Annotated in this window: 18 protein-coding genes; 11 read left to right on the plus strand and 7 right to left on the minus strand. The window is 66.0% G+C overall.

The window, feature by feature from the left end; all coding sequences use genetic code 11:
- The first annotated feature begins 311 nt into the window (after positions 1–311).
- Positions 312–1,489 (plus strand): IS3 family transposase gene (locus ASG96_RS20995; RefSeq protein ID WP_157611101.1). Its coding sequence is split into 2 segments (ribosomal slippage): positions 312–596 and positions 599–1,489, totalling 1,176 coding nucleotides; the frame shifts between segments, so codons are not numbered across the junction.
- A gap of 39 nt (positions 1,490–1,528) precedes the next feature.
- Here ASG96_RS20995 and ASG96_RS21000 read toward each other — a convergent pair.
- Entirely contained in the window at positions 1,529–2,482 is a 954-nt protein-coding gene (locus ASG96_RS21000; protein WP_057589286.1) for a hypothetical protein, read from the minus strand.
- A gap of 540 nt (positions 2,483–3,022) precedes the next feature.
- Here ASG96_RS21000 and ASG96_RS21005 point away from each other — a divergent pair.
- The 7 genes from ASG96_RS21005 (at position 3,023) to ASG96_RS21035 (ending at position 9,192) form a co-directional block, all read left to right on the plus strand.
- The gene (locus ASG96_RS21005; RefSeq protein ID WP_235509258.1) at positions 3,023–4,444 is read left to right on the plus strand and encodes a type IV secretory system conjugative DNA transfer family protein; all 1,422 of its coding nucleotides are present in this window, start codon (positions 3,023–3,025) and stop codon (positions 4,442–4,444) included.
- Positions 4,422–4,850 carry a hypothetical protein gene (locus ASG96_RS21010; RefSeq protein WP_057589288.1) on the plus strand — a complete coding sequence of 143 codons (429 nt, stop codon included), beginning with the start codon at positions 4,422–4,424 and terminating at the stop codon, positions 4,848–4,850. Before ASG96_RS21005 ends, ASG96_RS21010 begins: the two co-directional genes overlap by 23 nt.
- Positions 4,847–5,272, plus strand: a complete 426-nt coding sequence (locus ASG96_RS21015; RefSeq protein ID WP_057589289.1) for a hypothetical protein — start codon at positions 4,847–4,849, stop codon at positions 5,270–5,272. Before ASG96_RS21010 ends, ASG96_RS21015 begins: the two co-directional genes overlap by 4 nt.
- 75 nt (positions 5,273–5,347) lie before the next feature.
- Entirely contained in the window at positions 5,348–6,013 is a 666-nt protein-coding gene (locus ASG96_RS23480; protein ID WP_057589290.1) for a hypothetical protein, read from the plus strand.
- Entirely contained in the window at positions 6,010–7,458 is a 1,449-nt protein-coding gene (locus ASG96_RS23485; RefSeq protein ID WP_057589291.1) for a CHC2 zinc finger domain-containing protein, read from the plus strand. The genes ASG96_RS23480 and ASG96_RS23485 overlap by 4 nt, the downstream gene beginning before the upstream one ends.
- Before the next feature lie 28 nt (positions 7,459–7,486).
- Entirely contained in the window at positions 7,487–7,819 is a 333-nt protein-coding gene (locus ASG96_RS21030) for a hypothetical protein (RefSeq protein ID WP_057589292.1), read from the plus strand.
- Positions 7,819–9,192, plus strand: coding sequence for a helix-turn-helix domain-containing protein (locus tag ASG96_RS21035; RefSeq protein ID WP_157611102.1), 1,374 nt, complete (start codon positions 7,819–7,821; stop codon positions 9,190–9,192). The genes ASG96_RS21030 and ASG96_RS21035 overlap by 1 nt, the downstream gene beginning before the upstream one ends.
- 490 nt (positions 9,193–9,682) lie before the next feature.
- Here ASG96_RS21035 and ASG96_RS21040 read toward each other — a convergent pair whose 3' ends face one another.
- The 4 genes from ASG96_RS21040 to ASG96_RS21055 form a co-directional block, all read right to left on the minus strand.
- Positions 9,683–10,687: a DUF3644 domain-containing protein gene (locus ASG96_RS21040; protein ID WP_057589294.1), complete on the minus strand. Its 1,005-nt coding sequence runs from the start codon at positions 10,685–10,687 to the stop codon at positions 9,683–9,685.
- A 156-nt stretch (positions 10,688–10,843) separates the two neighbouring features.
- Positions 10,844–11,611, minus strand: coding sequence for a hypothetical protein (locus ASG96_RS21045; protein ID WP_157611103.1), 768 nt, complete (start codon positions 11,609–11,611; stop codon positions 10,844–10,846).
- 494 nt (positions 11,612–12,105) lie between these two features.
- The gene (locus ASG96_RS21050) at positions 12,106–14,355 is read right to left on the minus strand and encodes a hypothetical protein (RefSeq protein ID WP_057589452.1); all 2,250 of its coding nucleotides are present in this window, start codon (positions 14,353–14,355) and stop codon (positions 12,106–12,108) included.
- Between the two features lie 591 nt (positions 14,356–14,946).
- Entirely contained in the window at positions 14,947–18,168 is a 3,222-nt protein-coding gene (locus ASG96_RS21055) for an SNF2-related protein (protein WP_162262066.1), read from the minus strand.
- A 668-nt stretch (positions 18,169–18,836) separates the two neighbouring features.
- Between ASG96_RS21055 and ASG96_RS21060 the strand changes: the two genes are divergently transcribed.
- Both ASG96_RS21060 and ASG96_RS24755 read left to right on the plus strand, forming a co-directional pair.
- The gene (locus ASG96_RS21060) at positions 18,837–19,133 is read left to right on the plus strand and encodes a hypothetical protein (RefSeq protein ID WP_057589297.1); all 297 of its coding nucleotides are present in this window, start codon (positions 18,837–18,839) and stop codon (positions 19,131–19,133) included.
- A 155-nt stretch (positions 19,134–19,288) separates the two neighbouring features.
- Complete coding sequence (locus ASG96_RS24755) at positions 19,289–19,504, plus strand: HNH endonuclease (RefSeq protein ID WP_369813657.1); 216 nt, start codon at positions 19,289–19,291, stop codon at positions 19,502–19,504.
- 215 nt (positions 19,505–19,719) lie between these two features.
- Here the strand turns inward: ASG96_RS24755 and ASG96_RS21065 are convergent, their stop codons facing one another.
- Complete coding sequence (locus tag ASG96_RS21065) at positions 19,720–19,950, minus strand: hypothetical protein (protein WP_057589298.1); 231 nt, start codon at positions 19,948–19,950, stop codon at positions 19,720–19,722.
- Positions 19,951–20,189: 239 nt separating this feature from the next.
- Positions 20,190–21,209 (minus strand): PASTA domain-containing protein, encoded by a 1,020-nt coding sequence (locus ASG96_RS21070; RefSeq protein WP_157611105.1) that lies wholly within the window; start codon positions 21,207–21,209, stop codon positions 20,190–20,192.
- Between the two features lie 564 nt (positions 21,210–21,773).
- On the opposite strand from ASG96_RS21070, the gene ASG96_RS21075 reads away from it, so the two are divergent.
- Positions 21,774–23,099 carry a hypothetical protein gene (locus ASG96_RS21075; RefSeq protein WP_057589300.1) on the plus strand — a complete coding sequence of 442 codons (1,326 nt, stop codon included), beginning with the start codon at positions 21,774–21,776 and terminating at the stop codon, positions 23,097–23,099.
- Positions 23,100–23,474: the final 375 nt, after the last annotated feature.

The following is a 23,474-nucleotide window of genomic DNA, read 5'->3' on the forward strand; positions in this document are numbered from 1 at the left end:
GCCAACTGCAGGTGCTCCTGTCCACCGACGACACCATCAAGGCGACCACCGACGACCGAGCCACCATCGTGGCCAAGTGACGGAGAACTGAACCTCCGGCACCTCGCGTCACAGAAACGCGGGTGCCGGAGGTTTACCGGATTTGCCGCATTGAAGGCGCATACGCTCGCCCCTTCCTGGCGCGTTTAGGGCGAACACCTGGCCGCCCCAGGGAGCCGGCTCATGAAGTTTGCGTTGCTTACGGGTCTGCTGCACGGATAGGTGACATCTGATCTGCGCCGATGTGTGTCGGCGCTGGAAGGATGTGCACCATGCCCAAGGCGTTTCCCAACGAGTTCCGTGAGGACGTGATCCGGGTCTTTAAAGAGTCGGATGCCTCCGTAGCCCAGGTCGCGAAGGACTTCGGCATCTCGCCGTCGTGTCTGAAGCGGTGGCTGACGATCGATGAGCGACGCTCTGCCAGCGCGGCGAGCCCGGCCCGGGCCTCCAGCGAGTCCGATGCGCTTCGGGAGGCGAACAAGCGGATCAAGCTGCTCGAGCAGGAGAACGAGGTCCTGCGTCGCGCGGCTGCGTACCTCTCGCAGGCGCACCTGCCGGGAAAATGATGTACCCGCTCGTCCGCGAGCTGGCCGGCGACGGGATCCCCGTCACGGTGACGTGCCGGGTGCTGAAGATCGCCCGCCAGCCCTATTACCGCTGGCTCGCCCGGCCGGTCACGGCTGCCGAGCTGACTGTGGCCTATCGGGCGAACGCGTTGTTCGACGCCCACCGCGACGACCCGGAGTTCGGGTACCGGTTCCTGGTCGACGAGGCCCGCGAAGCCGGCGAGGCGATGGCGGAACGGACCGCGTGGAAGATCTGCTCGCAGCTGGGGTGGTGGTCCGCCTTCGGCAAGAAGCGCGGGCGCAACGGCAAGACGCCGGGCCCTCCGGTCCACGACGACCTGGTCGAGCGCGACTTCACCGCGCCCGCCCCGAACCGACTGTGGCTGTCCGACATCACCGAGCACTGGACCGGCGAGGGCAAGCTCTACCTGTGCGCGGTCAAGGACCTGTACTCCAACCGGATCGTGGGCTACTCCATCGACTCACGGATGAAGTCCTCGCTCGCCGTCGCGGCCCTAAACAACGCCGTCGCCCGGCGCCACGCTGACGGCGCAGATGTGGCCGGCTGCGTCCTGCACACCGACCGCGGGTCGCAGTTCCGGTCCAGGAAGCTGGTCCACCAGCTCCACCGTCACGGCATGGTCGGGTCGATGGGCCGCGTCGGCGCGGCCGGCGACAACGCGGCCATGGAGTCGTTCTTCGCGCTGCTGCAGAAGAACGTCCTGAACCGTCGCGCGTGGGCCACCCGCGAGGAGCTGCGGATCGCGATCGTCACCTGGATCGAACGCACCTACCACCGCCGCCGGAGACAAGCCCGCCTCGGGCGGTTGACCCCGGTCGAATACGAGTTGATCATGACGACAACCGCCACCCAGGCGGCTTAACCGAAACTGTCACCTATCCGTGCAGCAGACCCTACCTGGTCACAGCGCTTCTGCGGGATCAACGTCTGGTCTAGCTCGGTGGAGTCGCACCGCGTGCCGGAGCACGCCCGCGGCGGCGGACACGTCGGCCTCTACCTCGACGACGAATGGCTCGACGATCGTCACTGTTGTGGGTCCGGCTGAGCCCCAAGCGAAGGTGCGCTGGAACGTCTCCCCAGTGGGGTGCAACAAGGGTATGAGGGCTCTGCCCACGGTTTTGGACAGCGTGGTCGTCGACCCGGCCGTGGCTGGTTGGCCCTCGTCGTCGACGACGCCAGGGAAGGCCAGTACCAATGCCGTGGGTGACGCCGCCTCGCCAGTGAACCCAATCGCGAGCATGTCAAGCGTCCGCCTGGCCTTGACCTTCCACCAGACTCGTTGACCCGCCGTGGTCGGGTAGGTGCTGAGGACGTCCTTGATGACGAGACCTTCAATGCCACCAGCGGTCAGTGTGCCGAACCATTCACGTGCCAGGAGCAGGTCGTCTGTCTGCTGGCACAGCACGATGGGCGAGGCAATGGCGCCTAGCGCATGTTCGAGCACAGCACGCCGCTCCTGCAACGGACGGCCGCGCAGGTCCTCTCCGCCGGCAGCGAGGACGTCGAAGACAACCAGCTGGGCCGGCCGACGGGCAGCGACGGCGCGGATCCGCCGACCGGCTGTGATCCGAGCCTGGAGCCCCTCGAAGTCCAGGCGACCGGCAGCCGGGTCCCACGCGATCACCTCTCCGTCCAGGACCAGGTCCTGGGGCAGTCGCGCGGCCAGGACTGGCGCGAGGTCCGGGAACAGGGGCGTGAGGTTGGTGCCGTTGCGGCTATAGATGCGACCTGCCCCTACCAGCGCGCGATAGCCGTCCCACTTCGGTTCCCACACCAGATTCTGAGCCCCCTGCGGTGTGAGGTCATCTATGGGGCGGGCCAACGCCACTGGTGAACGCAGCGACACGCCAGGCATGTCATCCAGCCTGCCCCATGCCGCCCGGCGCCCGGCCGCAATTCGTGTGACGCCAACAGGTCGCCCTTCCAAGTCCTATCCGTGACAGCGATGGTGTCAGTCGCCCGGGCTGACAACAGGCGTGTGACCGCGCCTAGCGGCTCGCCGACGACGTCTGCCGAGGGCGCACCTTCGATCGTGCCCCCGGTGGCCTATATGCGATTCATGACCGACGCATCACGGCCCTTGCCGGCGAGCGACTCCGCTGCGCTCGGCGCCCTGGCGACGGCTCTTGGTGTGAGCGGGCTGCTGTGGCTGGCCGCCACCTTCCAAGCGTGGATCCACAGCAGCCCGGCTCCGAAGTTCTCCGGCGGTCGAGTCATATCTGTTCTGCTGCACCCTGATCAACCAGCCGCCGCGTGGGGTCATAGCGGTGGTTCCACGCCTGAGTTCTGGTGCCTGGCGGTCGGACTCGGTTTGTCTGCTGGAGGCGCGGCCTACGCCATCCATCGCGGCTGCCGGGCACGAACTCAGCGCGTGGCGTGGCACCACCGCACCGGTATGGCGACGCGCTCGGACATCGCTCGTGCCGCGGGAGCAGGTCGGCTCAAAGGTCGCATCCAGACACTGCGGCCAACGACCGCCGCGGCATCCGTCCATGACGTCGCGCATGCGGTCGGGCTCAGCAGCGGCATCACGTGCTTTGTCACGGTCGAGGACTCCACCGTCGTGTTGGGGCCGCCTCGCTCCGGCAAGGGGCTGCATCTTGTCATCCCGGCCATCCTCGACGCACCCGGGGCAGTGGTGACGACGAGCACCCGTCCCGACAACATCACAGCGACACTGCGCGCCCGGCAATCTGCTGGCCCAGTGGCCGTGTTCGATCCGCAAGGCCTCGCACCCGGGATTCCTTCGACAGCTCGATGGTCACCGATCCGCGGCTGTGAGGACCCGCACGTCGCGATGATCCGCGCCAAGGCGCTCACCAAAGGCGCCGCTTCCGGCACCACAGACGCGAACTTCTGGCAGTCCTCCGCCGAGCAGGCCGTGCGCGCACTTCTTCACGCGGCAGCGCTTGGCGAGTGCGACGCGGCCGACCTCTACCGGTGGTCCCTGTCCGCCGTCCACGCCCGCGAGGCGGTCATGATCCTCAGCACGAGCCCAAAAGCGGCGCCGGCGTGGCACCAAGGCCTCGACTCCATCATCAGCGCCGACCCGAGGCAGCGCGACTCCGTCTGGGCGATGGTCTCGATCGCCTTCGCCGCGCTCGCCGACCCTCGCGTCCTTGAGGCCGTCTCCCCCGCCGAGGGCGAGCAGCTCGACCCAGCAAACGTCCTGGCCAACAACGGCACCGTCTACCTGCTCGGCACCTCGACCGGCGCCGCCGCTACATCGGGCCTGGTCGGCGCGTTCCTCGAGGACGTCCTCGAGGTCGCCCGGTGCAAGGCCGCCGGCTCCCCCGGCTCACGCCTCGACCCTCCCCTGTCGATGATCCTCGACGAGGCCGCCAACTACCCCCTCCCCTCGCTGGCCTCGCTCATGTCCGACGGCGGCGGCTCCGGCATCGCCACGACCGTCGTCCTCCAGTCCCTTGCGCAAGCCCGAGCGGTGTGGGGCGAGCACGCCGCGTCGGCCATCTGGGACGCCGCCATCGTCAAGCTCATCCTCGGCGGCGGGTCCAACGCCCGCGACCTCGACGACCTGTCCAAGCTCATCGGCACCCGACCCAAGGACGTCACGAGCCGCAGCACCGGTCATGACGGCCGCCACTCGACGTCGACCTCCACGAGCGAGGTGCCGATCCTGACGCCGGCCGAGCTGCGGACTCTGCCCTTCGGGTCGGCTGTGCTGCTCATGCGCTCGGCGCGCCCGATCGCGCTGATCATGAGCCCGTGGACCAAGCGCAACGATGCCAAGAGCCTCACTGCTGCGCGCAAGGACCTCGAGCAGAGGATTCGCGATGCGAGCCTCGTCCGTCCCTGACCCCAACGCCCGACGGACCCGCCAGACCCGGCGGGTCCGTCGAGCTGCCTACGACGCGTACCTCAACTCCCGCGCGTGGAGCGACAAGCGCAAGCAGTGGTATGCCGCTTGGCTAACCGTCGCCGGCGTGGAGCCTTCGTGCCTGGTGTGCGGGCGACGCTGGACCGTGAAAGCCGGGCACCTGCACCACGCCACCTACGCGCGTCTGGGCATCGAGCCCGTCGAGGACCTGGTGCCCCTGTGCCGTCGGGACCACCAGAGGCTGCACGCCCTCATCGACGCGCACCCGACCTGGAGGCGCTCAGACCGCAGGACGGCAACGGCCGCGATCATCGCCGCCCTGCGGCAAGCCCTGGCCGCCCGCGCCGACGACAACCCCCCTCACCGGCACAGTCCCGCTCCGTGACGACCGACGAAGCGCTGGACTTCGGTGAGGATCCGTTCCAGCGGACCTTCGGCCAGCTCCGCGGACCCGTGCACTGGCCCTCCCTCACCGAGGACGAAACCCACGACCGGATGCAGGACCTCGACGAGTGGGTGCGAAACCTCGTGCGCCGCTTCGCTGTCGAGCCTCGCATCATCCCTCCGTGCTGGGCGCAGCACGGCGCCCTCGTCGAGATCCTCTCCGCGCTCCGCGACCACGAGCGCGCCGACTACGCCGACACCGCCTCCCCCACCGCCGCCATGGACTTCGTCCGCGCCCTCCACGACGCGCAGATCATCCTGGCCGAGCACGTAGCCAAGACCCAGTGCTCCGTCGCCGGCCACCGCGACGATCTCATCGCACCATGGCCCGCGCGGAAACCGTCTGCGCCGCAGTCCGATTGACCGGACACATGGTGTCCCCCGCGGACTGTCCTCCCTCCAGACGCGCGGGAAGGCCCCGCGCACGGGAGGGCCGCCATGTCAGCCAACGCGCACCCCACGCCAAGGATCGAGCCCACGTCGGACGCCGACGTCGACCAGCTCCTGGCCCTGGCTCGCAACGCGAGCCGCAACGTCGAGGAGCACGACCCGATCGACTACTGGTACCGCCTCGGTCAGCGCAACGCCTACGCCCACGCCGTCGGGCAACTACTCGCCCCGGTCGCCGGGCACGACCCGTTCGCCATCGCCGAACGCATCACGACCGCACTCGACGCCGGCACCAGCGAGATCACGGACCTTCGCGCGGCGGCATACGCCCACGGGGTTGCGGCGTCACCCCCGAAGCCGGCCATCGAATGGACGGGGCCGAAGGCGTTCGACTCCCAGCACCGCAACATCCGCGGCGTCGACCGCGACTACGGCATGCGCTGGGGGCAGCGCAGCAACCAGCGGATCTCCTTGCGGCTCGACGGCGACACGGCCAGCCACGGCCTGCTCTACGCCTACGACCCGACGTGGCAGGAGTATGCCGTCCTCTCCCCGAGCGCCTCCCGCGCCGCCGTCGACCGCGCCTTCGCGCACGCCACGGACACCGACATCCACATGTCCATCGAGTCCTTCGCCCAGCTCGTCGCAAGCTACAGCGCCGCGCTCGACTCCGCCGACCGGGACACCGTTCACGTCGTCGAGGCGCAGCTGTGAGCGTCCAACGACGCTCCGTCGACGTCGAGGAGGTCCGCGCCCGGCACCCACTCGCGGACGTGGTCGCGGCAGCCGGGATCGAGCTGCACCAACGCGGGCACGGCTACGTCGGATGCTGCCCCTTCCACGACGACGCGACGCCATCGTTCTCGGTGGACGGCGTCCCAGACCGGTTCCACTGCTTCGGGTGCGGCGCCAGCGGCGACGTCATCGACTTCGTCTGCCGCACCCGCAACCTGGGCTTCCTCGAAGCTGTGGCTGAGCTCGACGGGGACCGGTACCGGGAGCGGTCGCTGTCCGTACTCCGACCTCGACACCACCTGCGCGCCGTCCCCCAGTCGGCCATTGCCGACATCGCCACTAGCCGCGCTTTCGAGATCAACCAGCTGGCCTGGGAACACTTCGCCACGCCCGTGGGCGCCGGCTTCGCCACGCACTACCTGCAGCACCGCCGCGGCATCGACCTTGAACCGCTCACCCGCGCCTTCGGGGGACAGATCTTCGTCGGCCACGCCACGCACGGCTGGTCATCACTGACGGATCACCTTCGTTCACAGGGCGTCGACGACGACGAGCTGCTCGGCATGGACCTCGCCATGCGCACCCGCGGCTCGCGCCTCATCGACACCTATCGCAACCGACTCATCATCCCGATCACGAACGACCGCAACCAGATCCGCGGCTTCATCGGACGGGACATCAGCGGCCACCCCGCCGCCCCCAAGTACCGCAACCCGACGCACACGCCCGTGTTCGACAAGTCCCAGGTCCTCTACCGCCCGACCCGGCACGCCCTTTCCCCCGACGCCCAGGTGCTCGTCGTCGAAGGAGCGCTCGACGCCCTCGCCGTGGCCGCCGCTGCCGCGGCCGTCGAGGCCTCGTCGCGCGTCGCGGTCTGCTCCACCAACGGAGTCGCGGTGTCGCCCACCCAGGTGGACCAGGTCCTGGCGATGACCCACAGGCCGCCGAGGATCGCCTTCGACGGAGACCCGGCCGGGCAGCACGGCACGACTCGTTGGCTCGACGCCGCCTGCATCGAGCGGCGCGCCCCCGTGCTGGTCAGCCGACTCCCGTCTGGGGCCGATCCTGCCGACTGGCTGGCCGCCCGAGGCCCGAACGGACTGGGCGACCTCTTCGCACGCCCCAGCAACGCGCACGATCCGGAAGTCCCCCACACGGTCGTCCCTGGGCGACAGCTGATCCAGCTGCTACTCGATCGCGTCGACGACCCCATCCGGGATGCCGTGGACACGATCGCTGCGCTCGCTGCTCAGCTGCCACCGACCGAGCGCGCTCAGCTCCTGCGCGACTCGACGTCAGAGATGACCCGCCACGGCTGGAACCCGCGCGACGCCTACGCCAAAGCCCTCGAGGACGCGATGCGCCGGCCGCCAACAGCCGTTCGGGCTACGCCATTTATCCCCGTCACCCCATCCCTGATCTGAACCGGGAGCGTCGAACCGCATGCCATCCATGACACTCCTCGAGACCGCCGCCGCCGAGCTGCAAGCGGCCTCCGACCTCGCCGCGGACCGCGCTCAGGGGAATCCGCTCGACCCGTGGTCAGCCATGGCCGGGACGATCCGCCTCATCGCGTCCGGCCTCGACTCCATGCCACCGACTGCGAACGTTCCCGTGAAGGACCTGCACGCCCACCTGACGTCAGCATGCGAGGCGCTTGACCGGCTGACTGCCGAAGAGTCGCCCAGCGACCTCGCGTTCTGGCGCGCCCACGTCCTCGACCTCGCGGAGAACGCACGAGACCTCGACGCGCGACCGCACCGCACCGACAAGGCGCGTCACTGATGACGACGACTGCCACTGACCTGCTCGGCACATCCCGTCTCACACTCGCCGACCTCGAACGATCCCGTCAGCCAGTGTCCATACAGCAGTGGGAATCGTTCGACCAGAGCATCTACAGGCTGCTGCACGAGCTCGTGAGCGCACGCGTCGGATGGTCACCCGCCGACGCCCACGCCGTCGCGCTGCACCGGGCGTTCCGCGACTATCCCCAGCCGCTCCAGCCCGTAGGCGACCAACCCGACTACACGCCGCGCGAGGCCGCGCGGTTCCTGGGGATCAGCGAAGCCGCCGCGAGGAAGAGCATCCGGGCCGGCGCACTGCTGGCAGCCCCCACGGACACCGGCTACCGCATCCCTAGAAGCGAGCTCACGCTCAACGGGCCCATCCACCCCTCACCGAGCGACGACGACCACCCACTCGCGCGACTCGCGTGTACGGTCGGCGCCCTCACCGACCTCCTCGTCCTCAACAGGATGGACCCCGCCGTTCCTGAGCTGCAGGCGGCGTCAGCCGCGACGATCGCGAAGGAGTGCCTCGATGTCGCCGGCGCTGCTGCAACCCAAGTCCTGAGCATGTGCGACCCTGCCATCGCCGACCGGCCCCTGGCTATCGCGCGGTACGCGTCGCCACTGGTCCAGCGTCTGCCGAACAGCGCACCCTTGAGTGGGCTGCAGAACGTCGCGGCCCCCTCCCACGCCCGCGAGCTCCTCACCGACGCGCAGGGGCTCGATCTCGCGATCCACCAGTGGGCGCAGGCTATCCGCGCGGAGCTCCGTGCTCGCGTCCCGAGCGTCGAAGTACTCAGAGACGTCAATAGTCAGGGCGTGCATCTCTACGCCGCGCTGGACGCCGTCCTGAGGGCGACGACGCCGACCTTTGCCACGTCAGACGTTCGTGAACGCCTCCGGCAGTCAGCGCTGGCCCTCCAAGGTGCGGCCGACGCATGGTCGCAGACCACCACAGGCGCGCCACCGTCGCACGACTACGTCGACGCGTCACGTCACCTCTACTCGAGCCTGGCGTCCATCACCGGGCCGGTTCATCAAGCCTCTCCAGACGCCGAAGCCACGTACCAATCTCTGCTGCGCGGCGCGAGCGTCCTGGCGAGTGTGACACCCACCGCCACACCATGGGCCAGCCGTTTACTCGACTCCAACGCTCTCTTCGTCCACGCGCGACACGCGAACGCGGACGCCCGACGCCTGACCGCCACCCTCGCCGGACGCATGGTCACCGCCACGATCTGCGACGTTCCGGACCTTCCAAGCGCCCTCTGGGAAGCCCAAGCAGCCGCCACGCAGGCCGCGCGAGCACTCCCACCCACCGTGCGGCAGAAACTGACGGCCGACGTGGTCTGCACTGCAGACCTGTGAACTGAACTGCCACGGCGGCATCGCACCGCGGTTGCCGTACGGAAGCCCCAGCGACCATCACGCTCGCGGAGGGCGAGGCAACTCAATCGGTCGCATCGTGATATCCAAGCCATCGCTAACCGCGAGCCGACGATCCATCTGACGAAGCCACGGGTTGGAATCGTCGTCACTCTCGAGCCCTTCTACGCGGATCAGAACTGGATCGTTGCCGAGCGTCTCCCGCGGCGGGAGCTACCGATTGCTGTCATGGCGGTCGGAGGGCTCGAATCGCTGGTGACGCTAGCGCGGATGAGCTGAGTGACACCGTTCTGGACGACGAGCACGTATTCGACGGCAACGAGCTGCGACTGAGAAGCGACCTCGCCGGCGTACGGCCCAACCCACTAATGGCGTCGACCTGGGAAGCAATCGGACTGTTCGGCCGCGTCGAAGCGGTGCGAGAACGGCTTGGGTTGGAGGTCGAGGAGTAGCCGATCCAGGCGGCCCTCCCCTACTTATTCCCCATCGTTCGACGGTGAGCGCCGTACTCGGACCGAAGAGTGTCGTAGCGCTCGTCTGAGAGTGACGCCAAGTACGAGAGCGCGTCGCCGGACCAGACGTGCGATGCGCCGTTGCTGTGCTTCCAGGCGTATTTGGCGTTGTCTCGCAGCGACTCCTTCCAACAAATGGCCTGGACGTCGTAGCTGGTCAGCTTCCGGCCCTTCCGCTTCACATTGACCTTCTGGAGCAGCTCCGTGGCGCTGTACGGGTGCGTCTGGTTCGGATCGGTCTTGCGGACGGCGACCTGCCCGTCGGCCGTCGGGGAGACTGCCACCACCAGGTCCGCGCTCGACATCTTCTTCACCGACTGCATGTTGATGTCGTACATCGTGGCGACTCTGGCCATATCGCCACCGGAATCCTGCGCCACGTCCATGAGTTGGCGCAGTTCGTTGATGAACTCTTCAACCTCAGCGACCATCGTCGCGTTGCGATCAACCTTCATGAACTGCACTGCGTCCGCCGGTGCCGTCGCTCCAAGCGGGAGCAACTGCCACGTCATGGAGTCCGCCAGGTCCTTCTTGAACCTGGCCAACATGAAGTCGCGGTAGTTCAAGACGTTCTGCTGTAGGAACGGATAGATGACCGCCCCAAGCCCTTGGGCGTTGTACAGGTGAATCGCACGGTCACGGTACTCGGTGAGCGCCTTGATGTTCGCGGTGGCTGCGGGACCGTCGATGTCGGCCGGCCAAAGACCGTTGGCGCTGACTCTCCCGAGCGCGTCGTCGATGCCGATCGACCGGTAGCGCTCGCCTCGCTGCTTCGGGTAGAAGATCGAACGGTTCTTCTGGCGCAGCGTCGCCTTGAGCGCCAACTCCCACGCGTTTACAACGAGCATGACGGTGACCTCGTCGCGGTAGGTCATCTGCGGCTTGTTGTAGACCTCCACTGCCGACAGCATCGCTGAGAGCGAGTTGTCGGCCAGACGCTTGATCGAGACGTACGGCGCGCCCACTGTGCTGCCCCCTTATAGATCGGTGGTCCTCGCAGTCTGCATGCAGCCACCGACAGATGCGGGTGTCGCTGACGCAAGGGATCAGAAGTCAATGTCGACACGTACCCGCGCCGTTATGGTCAAGTGCCAAGGAGTGGACCCGCCAAGGCGGTGTTCTCAAGGCATCGCGGCGGTAGGCGCAGGTTGCCCTACGACACTAAACACGCCGACGTACGCCACGCGATGCTCGTTGGTACGGGCAGCGATCAGGTCTACGGAGGACGTCAACAAGTGCTCGATCTGAATACCGTGGAAGGTCGAGTCCGTCGTTGCTACGTTGGCGGAGGTGGTGAGCGCTCGATGATGCCACTTGAGGTTGTCGCCAGTGTTCTTCTCGTTGGCGATACGCCATAGCAGTATGTAGTTCTCGATTTCGATCGGCCCAGCCACTGGCGATGTCGCCGCGCGCAGGTCGAACAGTTTCTCGGCGTCGCCCCGAAGCTTAGATGGGTCTACGCGCCGGGTCGAGGGTCGCTTCGGACTAGCGATCTCGAAGAAGCCAAACTCCAGTCGCACTTCGCGCTTCGTCGGCGGATCCCCGTCGTTGACCGGTGCGACCTCGCCGAAGAGTGAGATGTCGATGGTCGGGTGCCTGCCTGAACCGCTAGTCCGCTTTGCCACCGGGCGCTCCCAAACCGCAGCCAACTTTTGCCGCTCCAACCAGCGCTGCGCAAGGGTGTGGAATCGACCGACGACGGAAACTTCGTAACTCCCCGCGCGCGCGTACTCGCTGAGTTCCTGTGGGGCTTCCCGTTGGTCGCGTTCCAGGACGAACCGCTCGGCGTCAACAGACTCGATGGCGCCCTGCAAGATCAGAACTAGCTCCTCAAGGTCGAGAGCGACACTCCTTGGACGACCTCGATTGCCGTAGGTGACTCTGCGCATGGCGCCCCTCCAACTGGATGAATCTCACCGGGAATCCCCGCTGACGCCTTCCAAAACCTGGTTGTTCGCTCCGGCACTCCTGCCTGCACAGCCTTTCGTGCACTGCGTCGAGGCTTCGCAGACCAGCGGGGATGCTGCCGCGCGCCGGTAGGTCGTGTCCTTTGGCGAAGGCTCACTCACGCACCTCGACCGCGCTCGGGCCACCCGAGGACTTCTTCCCTCGAGCAACGGCCCGCTTCCCGACCTTTCGCCCCGCCTCGGTGACCTGCGCCACCGACTACTCGAGATTCGCGGCGATCTTGTCGTTGAGGTCGATCTGGTAAGTGCCGCCGCCCGGCCCGAAGGTCAACTGTTTCCGTCGCTTCGCCTCCATCGGGGTCGTCCTTCAATATGATCTGGACCTTCTGAGCCACGACTGACTCCCTACATGCCAGGACATTCCAGCATGGGCAGGAACCGAATGGCAGCATTCGGAAGCGGGCGGGGCTATGTGGCTATTCCAGAGCGCCGCCGAACTCGCTGACTACCTCGTCGACCGCACCGGCAACATCCCTCATAAAGCGGTTCTGGTCGGGTGACGCGGTGACGGTCGGGATAGGAGCGCCGCGGTCATAGACCTCGTTCGCGATAATCTTCGCGCGGTCGAACGTCGAACCCTTGCCCTTCTGCAGATATGCCTCCTGCCAGCCCGCACGCACTTCATCACGAAGGCGACGCTTGGTCAGCTCGACCAGACGGTTGGTGACCGCGTTGGAGAGAGCGTCAAGGGTGGCAAGCTTTTCGTCGTCGCTCGGCTCACCGCCTGACCATCGCTCCGGCCGCTGCAGCATCAGGTAAACCTGCAGCTGCAGCTGGTAACGCATGTCTGCGACCGGCTTGAGGTTGTCGTACTCGTCGCTCCAGCCCTCGGCAAGTCGACGACTGAGTGCCTTCACACGGGTCCAGTGCTCCTTGGGGGCATCAGGGTTGTAGTCGAGTCCGAGCAAGCCGCGCCACTTGGTGTGGAAGGTCTTCGCGGCCTCCATGACAGCCAGCGACAGGTTCATGCGGTTGAAGACCGGACGGCTGGGTCCGGTATCGGCAGCGCGCTCAGGATGCGCGAGCAGGTCCAGGAGGGCCTCCAGCTGCTCGATGGCGCGAGCACCAGTGCGCTTCTTCGAGTTGAGCGGCTCGTGAATCCCGCCCACAAAGAATCGAGCTACATCGATCCGTCGTCGGAGCACACGCTCAGCAGCCGGACCGAGCTCGTCGCCGATTGCCTTCAGTACGTTCTCGACTGAGGCCAGAACGTGCTGCTCGCGGTCGCCGAAGGTCGGCAGGTTGTCTCCCTTGACTTGGTCGAAGTGGGTGAAGACCACGTGGAGCTTGCTGGCGTTTCCGCTCACTGCGATTCCCTTTAGAGCGGCCACCGGCGCCGCCTGCATTGGCTGAGCCGCGTTGTCAACGAGCAGCACAGCGTCAACGTGCTGCAGCTGGGTGGCGACGTGAGTCGATAGGGTGGCGACGGACTTCGGTGTGTGACCAAGACCCTCGCCATCGACAAGCACCAGGCGCACTGGCTCGGATGCCCAGACGGGCTGGAACGGGCCACTGACCCGAATGCCATTGACGAGCGGAGTCAGGAGGCGCCCGAAGAGCGGAGAGAAGTTGCTCGAAAAGCGCGTCACGACCTTGATGAAGGCGGCACGGTCGTCCGATTCCCACGACCACGTCGTGGGCCATCCCTGGCGGTTGCGTCGCAAGTCACCCGCGTCCAGTGTGCCGAAGCGCTTCTCGATCTCGTCGACGATCGAGTCCACGATCTCATGGAACTCGTCGGACTGACGCAGTTCGCTGTCGAGGTTTTCCTCGATAAGTTCCTCTAGGACCCGCTCGTCGTCTTCGTCGTCGTCACTGAGCGCCTCAGAGATCTCCTTGGCATGCCGGTCGACCACTGTCTTTACGGCTTCGACCGCCTGGGCGACGGTGGCATTGGTCGCCGCGAGATCAGCCACGCCATAGTCGTCGGGATCGATGTCGTCGAACTCCTCGTCGTCGTCATCCGCAAGATCCAGGTCGTCGGGCTGCTCCACGCCTCTTCCCAGCACGTAGCTGAAGCGGAACCGCTGGTTGACGTGGTCCAGGAGCTTCCGCCGGATCTCGTCGTCGGAGCGACCACGGAGAGCAGCGAGTGCCGCCTCTGAGACGTTCTCGGTGAGGTAGTCGATCACCTCATCCCTCGGCACGAACGTCACCACAGCCCGGTAGGTGCCGTCCCCGGTAGTGATCAGCTCGGTGTCCGCCACAGTGGTCTTCGCGGTCGAGGTTGACGGGAAGCGCTCAGTGTCGGGATCGGTGCCGAGGATCTGGCGCACGACGGTCGTCTTGCCGGCACCCGTCGTCCCGAGAAGAAGAACCATCCGGTAGTCGTCCTCACTCGGGAGCGGCAGAACCTCCTCCCTGAGATTGGCGAAGTCGACCTCGCTGACCTCCATGCCGTCGTAGAAGATCTCGACGATCCGCGAGTCGAAACGGCCCACCGCCGCCGGCTTCGCTGTGACTTCCCACAACTCCGGGGCACTCAGCACTTGGTTGAGCTGGTCGACGAGCAACGAGGCCTCTGCCTCATCACTGGTCCCCAACCCCCGCCGGACGCGGCGCCCAGTCTTGCCAGTGGCCAAGTCCATGCGCGCCGGGTGACGGAAGATGACCGACCAGGACTCCCTGCCCTGATTACGGCTCTTGCTCGCGGTGTAGAACTTCATGACGACCTCGACTCGTTGTTCCCGTGGTGTACCGAGGACGAGCATGCACCACTGCATGACGGCTCGTCAAGGCCCCCTGGTACACCGCAGGAACAACTTGAAGCCCTACAGTCGCGTGCTGACTCGACTGGATCGGGTCACTCAGGCAAGGTCAGGATCAGCGGTCTCCAGGGCTTCTTCGGCAGGATTCGCGCGTACTTCTTGCAAAGGGACGCGAGGCCAGAGTCGTGGGTTGTCTCGTGCTGGAGCGAGTTCTGAACGGCCTTCATCCGGTGCTCGGCCGCAGAGATCATCTCGCTCCACTGCTTCACGACGATCCGGGAGGGCGTGTCCTAGATGGCCCCGAACGTCAGGTGCTGCTGGTTGCGCGTACACATTAGGCCAAGCACATGGCGCCGACTGTGGATGGCACCCGAGCGGGACCCGACGTGCGTCAAGACCACGCTGCAGGGAAGGCAGTGACGCAGATGGTGTCGCCTAGTTGGGCCCTGCCTTCATGGGGCAGCCGCATCGACGAAGGTGCGTCCTTCCGCCGCGCATCCGTTTGTGGAGGCTAGTGAGAAGGGGGCAGGTCAGGTCGGTCTGCTGCTGCTATTTAGGTACGCCGAGGATGCAGGCGGCCACTCGCTGGGCCAGCGGCTCGACGACGGACAGGCGCGTCATGCCATCTTCGACGACGGCTAACTGCAGAGGCGCGCGTTCGAGTGCTGGTTCGATGTCCTTCAGGCGGCTATACGGGCTGCGTCTGCGAGAATTCCTCGTTGCCATGATGAAGGGCTTGACGAAGTTCAGCCACAGGTCGGCGGCCTGGTGAAGATCCACACGACCTGCCTCAGATTCGCCCGCAGCCAGCGTCGCCAGATGCTCCCAGCGTTCTGCTTCGTCGGCTTGGCCTTGCGCACGCGCGAGCCCAGCCCAGAGTCGAGTCATCCGGTCCATCTGGTTGAGAGCGCGTTGGTGCCTGCGAGGGAGGAGTCCCACCTCCGCTCGCTCGGCTCGTGCGAGAAGGCGGCTAAGCAGGTCCTCGCAGCGGTCGTCGAATTCGGCACCACGTGGGTTGTCGGCTAGGAGTTCCCTAAGGCGGTCCGAGACGCGGTTCAGCCCCACGACGGGCTCTGAGCGTCCGTCTTCAAGGAGCAGCCATTTCGGGGCGCCGGTGGATCCCCCGCGGATTGCGAGGAACGTCCATGCGGTGCGTGTGCGTACCGGACTGATCCGCGCGAGCACCCGCTCGCGAGTGTCCCGGTGCGCCGCGTAGGTGCGATCGTCGATGAGCGCCGTTGGACCCGTCACCAGTGCCCGCACGGGCTCGAGCGCATCTTGAAGCCCATCCCATCGATCGCGGTTGGCTTCCGCCATGGCGGCGAAGTCCATGGGGCTGACGAGCGCTCCCGGTGCTGCGGGGATGGGCAAGTTCGAACCCAGGAGGGAGGCGCTCTCTTGGTTGCGCGCCGCTAGGAGGTCATCAGCGCGCGTGGCGAACGCGGGCGAGTCTGCAGGCCAAAACACCTCGATGCGGTCGTGGGGGCTGTCCATGCGGTCGACGCGGCCGACCCGCTGCTCTGCTACTCGCAGGGTCGTTGGCATGTCGAACTGCACGACAGCGGACCCGCCCTGAAGGTTGATGCCCTCGTTCATCGCGTCGGAGCACAAGGCGATTCCGCGCGCCGTGGAGTCGGCGGCGAAGATGCGTCGGACCGCGTTGCGTTCGCCGGTAGCGCCACCCGTGGCGACGACGACCTGTGCCTCGACGTCTCCGATGTGTTCCCGGATCACGGCCAGCGTGATCGGGTGGTGGTCGAATGCGAGAACTCTTTCGTGGCGGTCTGCGAGGTCCGCCACGAAGTCGGCCTTCGCCTTCTCCCGTCGGCTGCCGAGCTCCTGGGCGAGTCGTTCGAGCTCGCGGTAGCGCTCAAGCTCTTCCTTGCAGGCTGCCCGCCACGCCTGAAGGTCGGTGAGCCAGTCCGGGATGGGGCAACTGAGCTCGATCGAGGGCGGCCCGGCGTCCATGGCTGTCATCACTTTGGCGAGCATGTTGCCCGTGGGTTGTGGCTTGACCAGCCCGACGATCCTCAGGCGCGTGACAGCCTGCTCAGTCCCGACGATGTGCTCTAGGAGGGCTGCTTGGGATGAGCGCATCGCCGCGCGTACCTGGTACGCAGCCAGCCCTCGAGCCGCTCCGACCCGGCTATCGAGCCACTGCGTTTCGGTGTATGTCCTGCGCAGCCCGTCCGGCAGGCTGATCATCCTACCGATGCGTGCAACGCCGGTGAGGCTGGCGGCCACCTCGCTGATCTGCTCAGCGAAAGCGCATTCATCCTCGCCCTCGCCGGTGGCATAGGAGGCGCTGACATGCTCTGGGTAGCGGCATATTCTCCCTGTGGCCTGGTGCCTGTACGCCTGGGGTTCAGCGTCGACGAGGTGGTTGAGCATGCTCTTGGTGCGACGCACGGTGAAGCGCTGAATCTCGGCACGGAGCTGGGAACGTTCCTCCTCCGTGAGGCTCCAGTCCGTCGCGGACCGATGCAGCCGATCCAGAATGGTCAGGGTTTCGTCGGCGAAGTTGTCGGCTCCAAGCTGGTCCACAAGGGACAGCAGGTCTTGCGCGCTGCGGTTTATCGGGGTTGCTGTGAACATCAGGACGTGATCGGCCGAAGATCCCCGCACGTGATGAGTGCGGTTGGAACCAAGGGCTAAGAAGTTGTGCGCTTCGTCGATCGCGAGGATCTGAGCGGCGGCGACCGCGTCTTCTTCGACACGCGGTCCCTGTTTGGACCCGCGGCTCAGCAGGCCATGCGACACCGTGTTAACAGTCAAACCGCAGGACACCGCCTCGCGCCGCCATTGCTCTTCGACTGCCGGAGGGCACACCAGGACGGTCAGATCCCCGCGGACCCGCCCGGTGCTCCACAGCCGGTCCCGTACGGCTCTGGCGAGGTGGGCGCCCATTCGCGTCTTACCTGACCCTGTCGCGTCCGCGACCAGGACGCTGCCCACGTTGTCGACCACCCACAACGCCTCAGCGATTCCGGCGACCTGGCTGGGCCACAACCGGGAGATGCCCGATGTGGAGCCCAGGTAGCCGGCGGCCCACTGACCCTCGAGCAGGTCCGCGCACGCTCGAGCGAGTGCCTCTTGCCAAGACACGAACTGGAGCATGTCCCGCAGCAACGCTCGGAGCTCGTCGGCCCAGTTGTCGCCCACGGCCCAGAAGTTCTCGGCCGCCAGGCGGGCGCGTTCGTAACCGTCCCGGTCAGTTGTCCGCTCGTACCGCACGTTGGCTTCGAACTGTGAGCTGAGGCCTGCATGCGTGAAGTTGCTGGAGCCCACGGTGGCTGCCGCGTCGCCCACGTAAATCTTCGCATGCAGGCGCGTTCGTCCAGGAATGAAGCGCACTTCAAGCCAACCTGCATCGAGGGCTTCGATGGCGTGCACGATCTTCGCCGAGAGGAGCAGCGAGACGCCGTGCTGCTCCATCCAGTAGGCACGTACGTCGTCGGTAAACGCTTTCGCCGACGAACCAAACGACACCCGTTCGGTAGCGAAGGGCTCGGTTCCGAGCAGGATGCGCAACGAGGACGGCTGAGAATTGTGACCCAGCGCCGCAACGAGTTCGATGATCTTGGTGATCGAGGCGAATCCCGCCAACACCAAGGGGGACCGCGAGGACACGAGGTCGCGCCACACGAGGTCCTGCACGTGGCTGACGGAGTGATTTACTGGGAAGAGCGTGGGGTTGGGCCAGCGCATGCGGCCCAACCGCAAACTCAACTGCGGTTCGGGCGCGGACGAGAACAAGTCAGGCTCGTTCACGGCGACTCGGCCGTGCCCCTTCCTTGCCATGGCGCCCTCCATCGACGAGTGTCGGCCCGACCGTAGAGGCAAGGACTGACAATCATGCTCCGGCACACCCATGGCAATACTGGGTGCGTCTATCCGCCGCGAGATGTCGACCTTGCTTTCGGATCCTGGCGGCGGCACGATCACGGGTATGCCGCCCGCGCCCGAAGCCTCGCCTGACTCGACGGTTCCATCCCGGGGTCAACCCCCTCGTCGAGTTGCGCGTGTTCAGCGCCGCCAAAGGGCCCAGCGATCGACCCCACCCAACAGCGCTGACGCGATCCCTCAAGACTCGGCCCACCGTGAGCCCAGCGCTGCCCGGCGGGCCGAGCCTCAACGTCTCGTACAGCGAGCCTCGGTCAGGCACGAGACCCAGAGAGCACCACTGCAACGCGCCGTTCGACGCGCTCCAATCCGCCGCGCCCCGGAGGGCAGTGGAGATGTTGGGGGCGCCGACGACGCCACCACCACCACCACCTGAAACGGGCGCGTTCAGCAAGCAACGCAGCCGAATGGGTGCCCAAGTGACCCCGAACCAGTGCGAATCGGATGATGAAGGCGCCCAGCTGCCCGAACCGCTGCGCCAGTGGGAGTGGTAGTCGTACGTTTAGGTCTCCGTGCACCGAGACGAGGAGTGAGCAATGGGGCTGGCGGACCGCGTGGCACAGCTGGAGGGGCGCGTCGCGAACCTCGAAAATCGGATCGGAAGCGTCGAGGAGGCGATCGCGAGCCACCTGGACAACTTCTCCGGCTACAAGTCGAAGTCCAAGCAAGAGCTCGCCGAGATCAGCAGCCAGTTGAAACTGATGATTGACACGCTCGAGGGCCTTGTCCGTGCAGGCGAGTCTGGGGCCGACGTTGAGACCGCCAAGAGTTTGCTTCGGCGCGCTAGGAACAACCTCACGAGGGCCCAAAACGCAAGTCGGCGAATCGCCTGATGGCAGACTTAAGGGACTTGGCTGATCGTGCCCGGAGGCTCGGAGACGATGCCGACCGTGAATTGTGGGCTCTCGTAGCTGAAACAGCATCTGTCCTTAGCGAGCTGCGACCCGGGCCGCCCAGAAGGCTTTGGCTGGCGTCAGTCGTGAATGAGATGTGGGACGAACAGCTGGGTCTGTGCGCCTTGTGCAGAGAGCCGATGCAGCGTGACGACATTGATGTTGACCATAAGATCCCTTTCAGCTACGGCGGGGGGCACGAGAGAGCGAATCTTCAGTTGGCACATTCCTGCTGCAACCGCAGCCGACGGAACAGCGTGGCGCCCCGTGATCTGCTTCGCTACCTCGAAGACCGGTACATGAACCGTTAAGTCGCCATCGCACGGTGGCTGTGGCTACACAGGCGAGCGCGATCGGCCGACCCTCCTCGACACCGCGCCGACCGCCCAAGGCGCGGACGGGGATGCCAGTTGCTGCGGTTGGTCCGATTAATGACCCTGGCCATCCAGCCGCGATAGCGGCTTCGTCTATCCGCCGCCAGCGGACCAGAAGGCCTATCAGCGCCGCCGTGACACGAGCACCCTCTTCACCAAGGCCAGGTGCTCCAGGCGCCAACTCCGGTCCCGAGCATCAACACCACCCAGCCGTCGCGGTACCAGCGCTCACGCGACACGATGCGTCGAACTGATCGGCGGTCTCTCACGTCAGCGCGGTCGTCATTCTCGCGCTTAGCCGACTCGCGGGCGGCGAGCACGAACTGGATGCCGGCGCCGGCGAGCAGAAGGACGTTCGAAAGGAACGGTAGGTAGATGTGCACGCGGTGAATGTCTCACTCCGTGCGGTCACTCCGGACCTTGGCACGCTAACTACCCACGTCCGACGATCGTCCGTCTGCGCAGTCACCCCGCCGCAAATACCGCGGGCCCGCTTGTGGGCACGGCGCAGAAAGATCTCGCCGAGCCCAACCCGCCGGACGCTGGCGTGGGAGCTCGGCGGGCGTCCGGGAATTCGCGGCAACCCACTGAGGACGCGTTGGCACTCAGGCGGACTGACCGCTCAGCAGAAACGCGTCGGGCAGAGCCACCCCGGGACGTTCACGTCATCGTCATCGTCGTTGTCGTTGCCGGGCAGTGGGACGACGTAGTCGTCGCCTGGCGCCAGCTCCTCCTCCGGCCTCTGCTCTTCCAAGATCACCAAGAGACGACCGGGACGGACGATCGAACCCGGTGTCGGGATCTGACCTTTAACAAAATCAGATCCATAGGACTCCTTCAGTCCCTTGCGGGCCGCGACCTCGGCCGCCGGCTCCGCGGACGGTGCGCCTCGACCGTCAAGGTCTTCGATGGATTTGCTCGCGTCGTCGGGACCGTGGCCCTTCGCCCATCGGGTCTCCACTAGGTCCGACATGCCTGCTAGGGGACCGCCGGCATCTGTCAGTGACGACGTGTCCGAGCCGGCCTTGACCTTTGGCATTTTCGGGTGCTTCGCAAGCCACGCCGCCTCTTCGTTCCGGAGAACCCACAGGACCACGTGCGATCCCGGCGTCAGGTCCGCCCCGGCGGCCGGTGTGGACGCCATGACCGTCCAGTTCGAGTTCTCGAAAGGCATGCGATCCCGAGGAGAGAGATCCTCGACTGTTGCGAGATCGAACGCTCTCTGAGCGTCGTCTAGCGAGCTGCCAACCACCGAAGGCATCTTCGGACGAGCCTTTGCGACCTCGTCCTCTACATGCCCTGCTGAGTGGCTCCCCGCCGACGCGGGCTCCGAGGAATCTGACTGCTGGACGAGCGCTGGGCGGGTGGCTGATTGAGCGGTCGTCACCGTGGTCGTCGGTGTCCCGTTGAAGACCTGCGGCCATATCACCGCGGCGGCGGTGACCGAAGCCGCCACCAATGCTGCGCCGCCGACTGCCTTCCAGCCGTTCTCGGTCTCGCGGGCGGCCAGCCAGCGCACGACGAGCACCAACCCATAGAGGGTCCCGGCGATCGGAAGCAGGACCAATGCGACGATGATCGCCAGCAGGACGAGCACCACCGTCCCGCCAGAGCTACTGGAGGTCTTCTTGGCGGCTGACACGTGTGATCCGGCTCTCATATAGTTGGGCACCCAGTTCGGGCGCATATGGCTTTCGGGCTCTTGCGAGCTAGACGTTCCGCGCCCTCGAAGGACACACGAGGACGGACCCTACGTTGGCCACCCGCCGCGACAGCGCACCAAAAAGCCTTGACCAAGCGCGTGTCGCCGCCAATCCAGTCCTCAACGGCTCAGTAACCCGTGCTCGACCCTGGCCTCGACCGATCGGGTCAGCCTCGAAGCCGGCAACCAGAGGTGGACGGCTTCAAAGCGCGTTACCTATGACCCTGACGACCGGCTCAAGCTGATCCTGCAAGCCACGCAGTAGTACGAGCAGCTGCCTACAGGGGACACGCCGTCTTCGGCGCATTGTCTGGCCGCGGGTCCTGTCTGAACCCGTGACACCCGGCCGTGACGCCGCTCGGGACACTGGGTCTCGGTGAGTCCTCCCGCCGCCTCGAAGCGCCCACATGGGGCCCGTTTGGCACGAGTACGAGAGCGGATGACCGTGCTGCCTTTCCGATCGAATCGGCGACTTTCCGTGACCTTGGCCCTCAGGATGGGCACATGCTGGCAGAGGTCCACGGGAAGACCGACCCGGAGTCGACCTTGCCCGGAGACCGGAGCGAGGACCTCCTGACCGATGCGGTATTCGGAACATTGCGTCACCTCGATCCGCGGCACGGGTTAGGGCCCCTGCTCACGATCCTAGGAGTGACGCCCAAGCCCGACGAATGGGACCACGCAGAGATCCTCATGTGGCCCCAGATCCCGATGCCTCGCTGGCCTGGAAGGGTCATCGAGCCCGACGTGATCGTCGTCGTGGGGCGGCATGTCGTCGTGTTTGAGGCGAAACTGCATTCCCCGTTCAGTACCTACACAGGTCCGCATGCTTCCCAGGATCGAGACGTTCACCAGGTGGCGGTGCAGTACGCGGCGGTTCGCGACTGGGCCCAAGGGCGGCGGCTCAACGATCCGGTCATGGTTGCAGTGACGGCCGACGGGCAGCGTCCTGAGTCCTTGGAGCAGGCCGCCTCGGACATGACCACGATCACCGGTCGTCTCGGCCTCAAGGTCCACTGGCTGCCCTGGCACCACATTGCCGCGGTGCTTGAGGCCCAACTCGGGCTGCGCCCTCATGAGGCACGGCATCGGCAAGACCTGCTCACATTTATGGACCGACGAGGAGTACGACGCGTGTTCAACCGCATACGCATGGAGGATTACTGGCTGATGGCGGCGGCCCAACGGGTAGCCGTTGACCGTCTGTACCCACAGTTAAGAGACTTCTTCGACGAGCTGACCTCTGTATTGGCAGAAGACGGTGTGCCGTGGTCCCAACCGGCATACAAATCCATGTGGCTTGGGGGATCGAGCACGGCGGTCACCAAGCCAGCAGAGTGGTCGAGAAGCTTCGTCGGGGCACAGTATTGGCCCAAGGATTGGCCGCAGCGCGCCTCCAACAAGTTCGGGCTCAGCTTGGCGCTCTATGTGGCCTTCGACTTCCTCAATCCTGCCGTCGAGATTGGCCTGACTATTCCGGGCCCCGGATCCGCCGCTGCGCAGCAGGGTTGGGCTCCCTTCTTGGCGGACCTTGCCACGCATCTGCGCCACGCCGATGACTACGACGTTGCCCTCGACGCCGGAGACATAGCCCGCCCCTTCCGAACCATCTCGGCCGCGGACGTAGATGAGCCTTGGCTCGCCAACGCCGCCGCGGCGATGATCGGTACGGCCCACCTGCGCGTGCGAGGTCGCCTGCCCGTCGACACACTTACCGTGCAGGAAGCCCGGACATCGGTACACGCGTTGCGCGGTCAGGCGGAAAAGGTTCTGCCTCTCTGGAAGATGCTCGAGGCGAGCAGACATCTCATGCCGCGCCCATCTGTATAGACCACGAGTTCCGGCGTCGCGGGCGTCACTCCGGCTCCCTTCTGTTGTCAACCGGTCGCGTGGAGGTGGGTCTTCCGCGTGGTGGGCGTGCGGCGTAGCGTCGTTGGCGCGGGTCCGGGAAGTGGCTGATCCGAAGCGCTGGTGAGCGGGTTCGAGCCGGCCGCGCTGGATACGTGAGACGCCCCGCGGTGCCCTCCCGGACCCGCGTTCTCATCTTCAGCCACCTTGATCTCGGCGGCTGCGGCGTCGGTGACGAGCTGGCGTTAGATGGCGTCGGAGATCCTGCGCTTCAAGCACCGGATCGCCTCCAGGGGCCGCTTGCCCTCGGCGCGCTTGCGCCGGTAGTAGGCCCGCCCGTCGGTGTCCAGGCGGATC

Source organism: Terrabacter sp. Soil810 (assembly GCF_001429645.1).
Lineage (GTDB): Bacteria > Actinomycetota > Actinomycetes > Actinomycetales > Dermatophilaceae > Terrabacter.

Bases quoted from the DNA above. Each gene is read 5' to 3' on its own strand.
- ASG96_RS21000 (WP_057589286.1), bottom strand. From the start codon at position 2,482: ATGCCTGGCGTGTCGCTGCGTTCACCAGTGGCGTTGGCCCGCCCCATA.
- ASG96_RS21005 (WP_235509258.1), top strand. From the start codon at position 3,023: ATGGCGACGCGCTCGGACATCGCTCGTGCCGCGGGAGCAGGTCGGCTC.
- ASG96_RS21010 (WP_057589288.1), top strand. From the start codon at position 4,422: ATGCGAGCCTCGTCCGTCCCTGACCCCAACGCCCGACGGACCCGCCAG.
- ASG96_RS23480 (WP_057589290.1), top strand. From the start codon at position 5,348: ATGTCAGCCAACGCGCACCCCACGCCAAGGATCGAGCCCACGTCGGAC.
- ASG96_RS21030 (WP_057589292.1), top strand. From the start codon at position 7,487: ATGACACTCCTCGAGACCGCCGCCGCCGAGCTGCAAGCGGCCTCCGAC.
- ASG96_RS21035 (WP_157611102.1), top strand. From the start codon at position 7,819: ATGACGACGACTGCCACTGACCTGCTCGGCACATCCCGTCTCACACTC.
- ASG96_RS21045 (WP_157611103.1), bottom strand. From the start codon at position 11,611: ATGCGCAGAGTCACCTACGGCAATCGAGGTCGTCCAAGGAGTGTCGCT.
- ASG96_RS21050 (WP_057589452.1), bottom strand. From the start codon at position 14,355: ATGAAGTTCTACACCGCGAGCAAGAGCCGTAATCAGGGCAGGGAGTCC.
- ASG96_RS21060 (WP_057589297.1), top strand. From the start codon at position 18,837: ATGGGGCTGGCGGACCGCGTGGCACAGCTGGAGGGGCGCGTCGCGAAC.
- ASG96_RS24755 (WP_369813657.1), top strand. From the start codon at position 19,289: ATGTGGGACGAACAGCTGGGTCTGTGCGCCTTGTGCAGAGAGCCGATG.
- ASG96_RS21075 (WP_057589300.1), top strand. From the start codon at position 21,774: ATGCTGGCAGAGGTCCACGGGAAGACCGACCCGGAGTCGACCTTGCCC.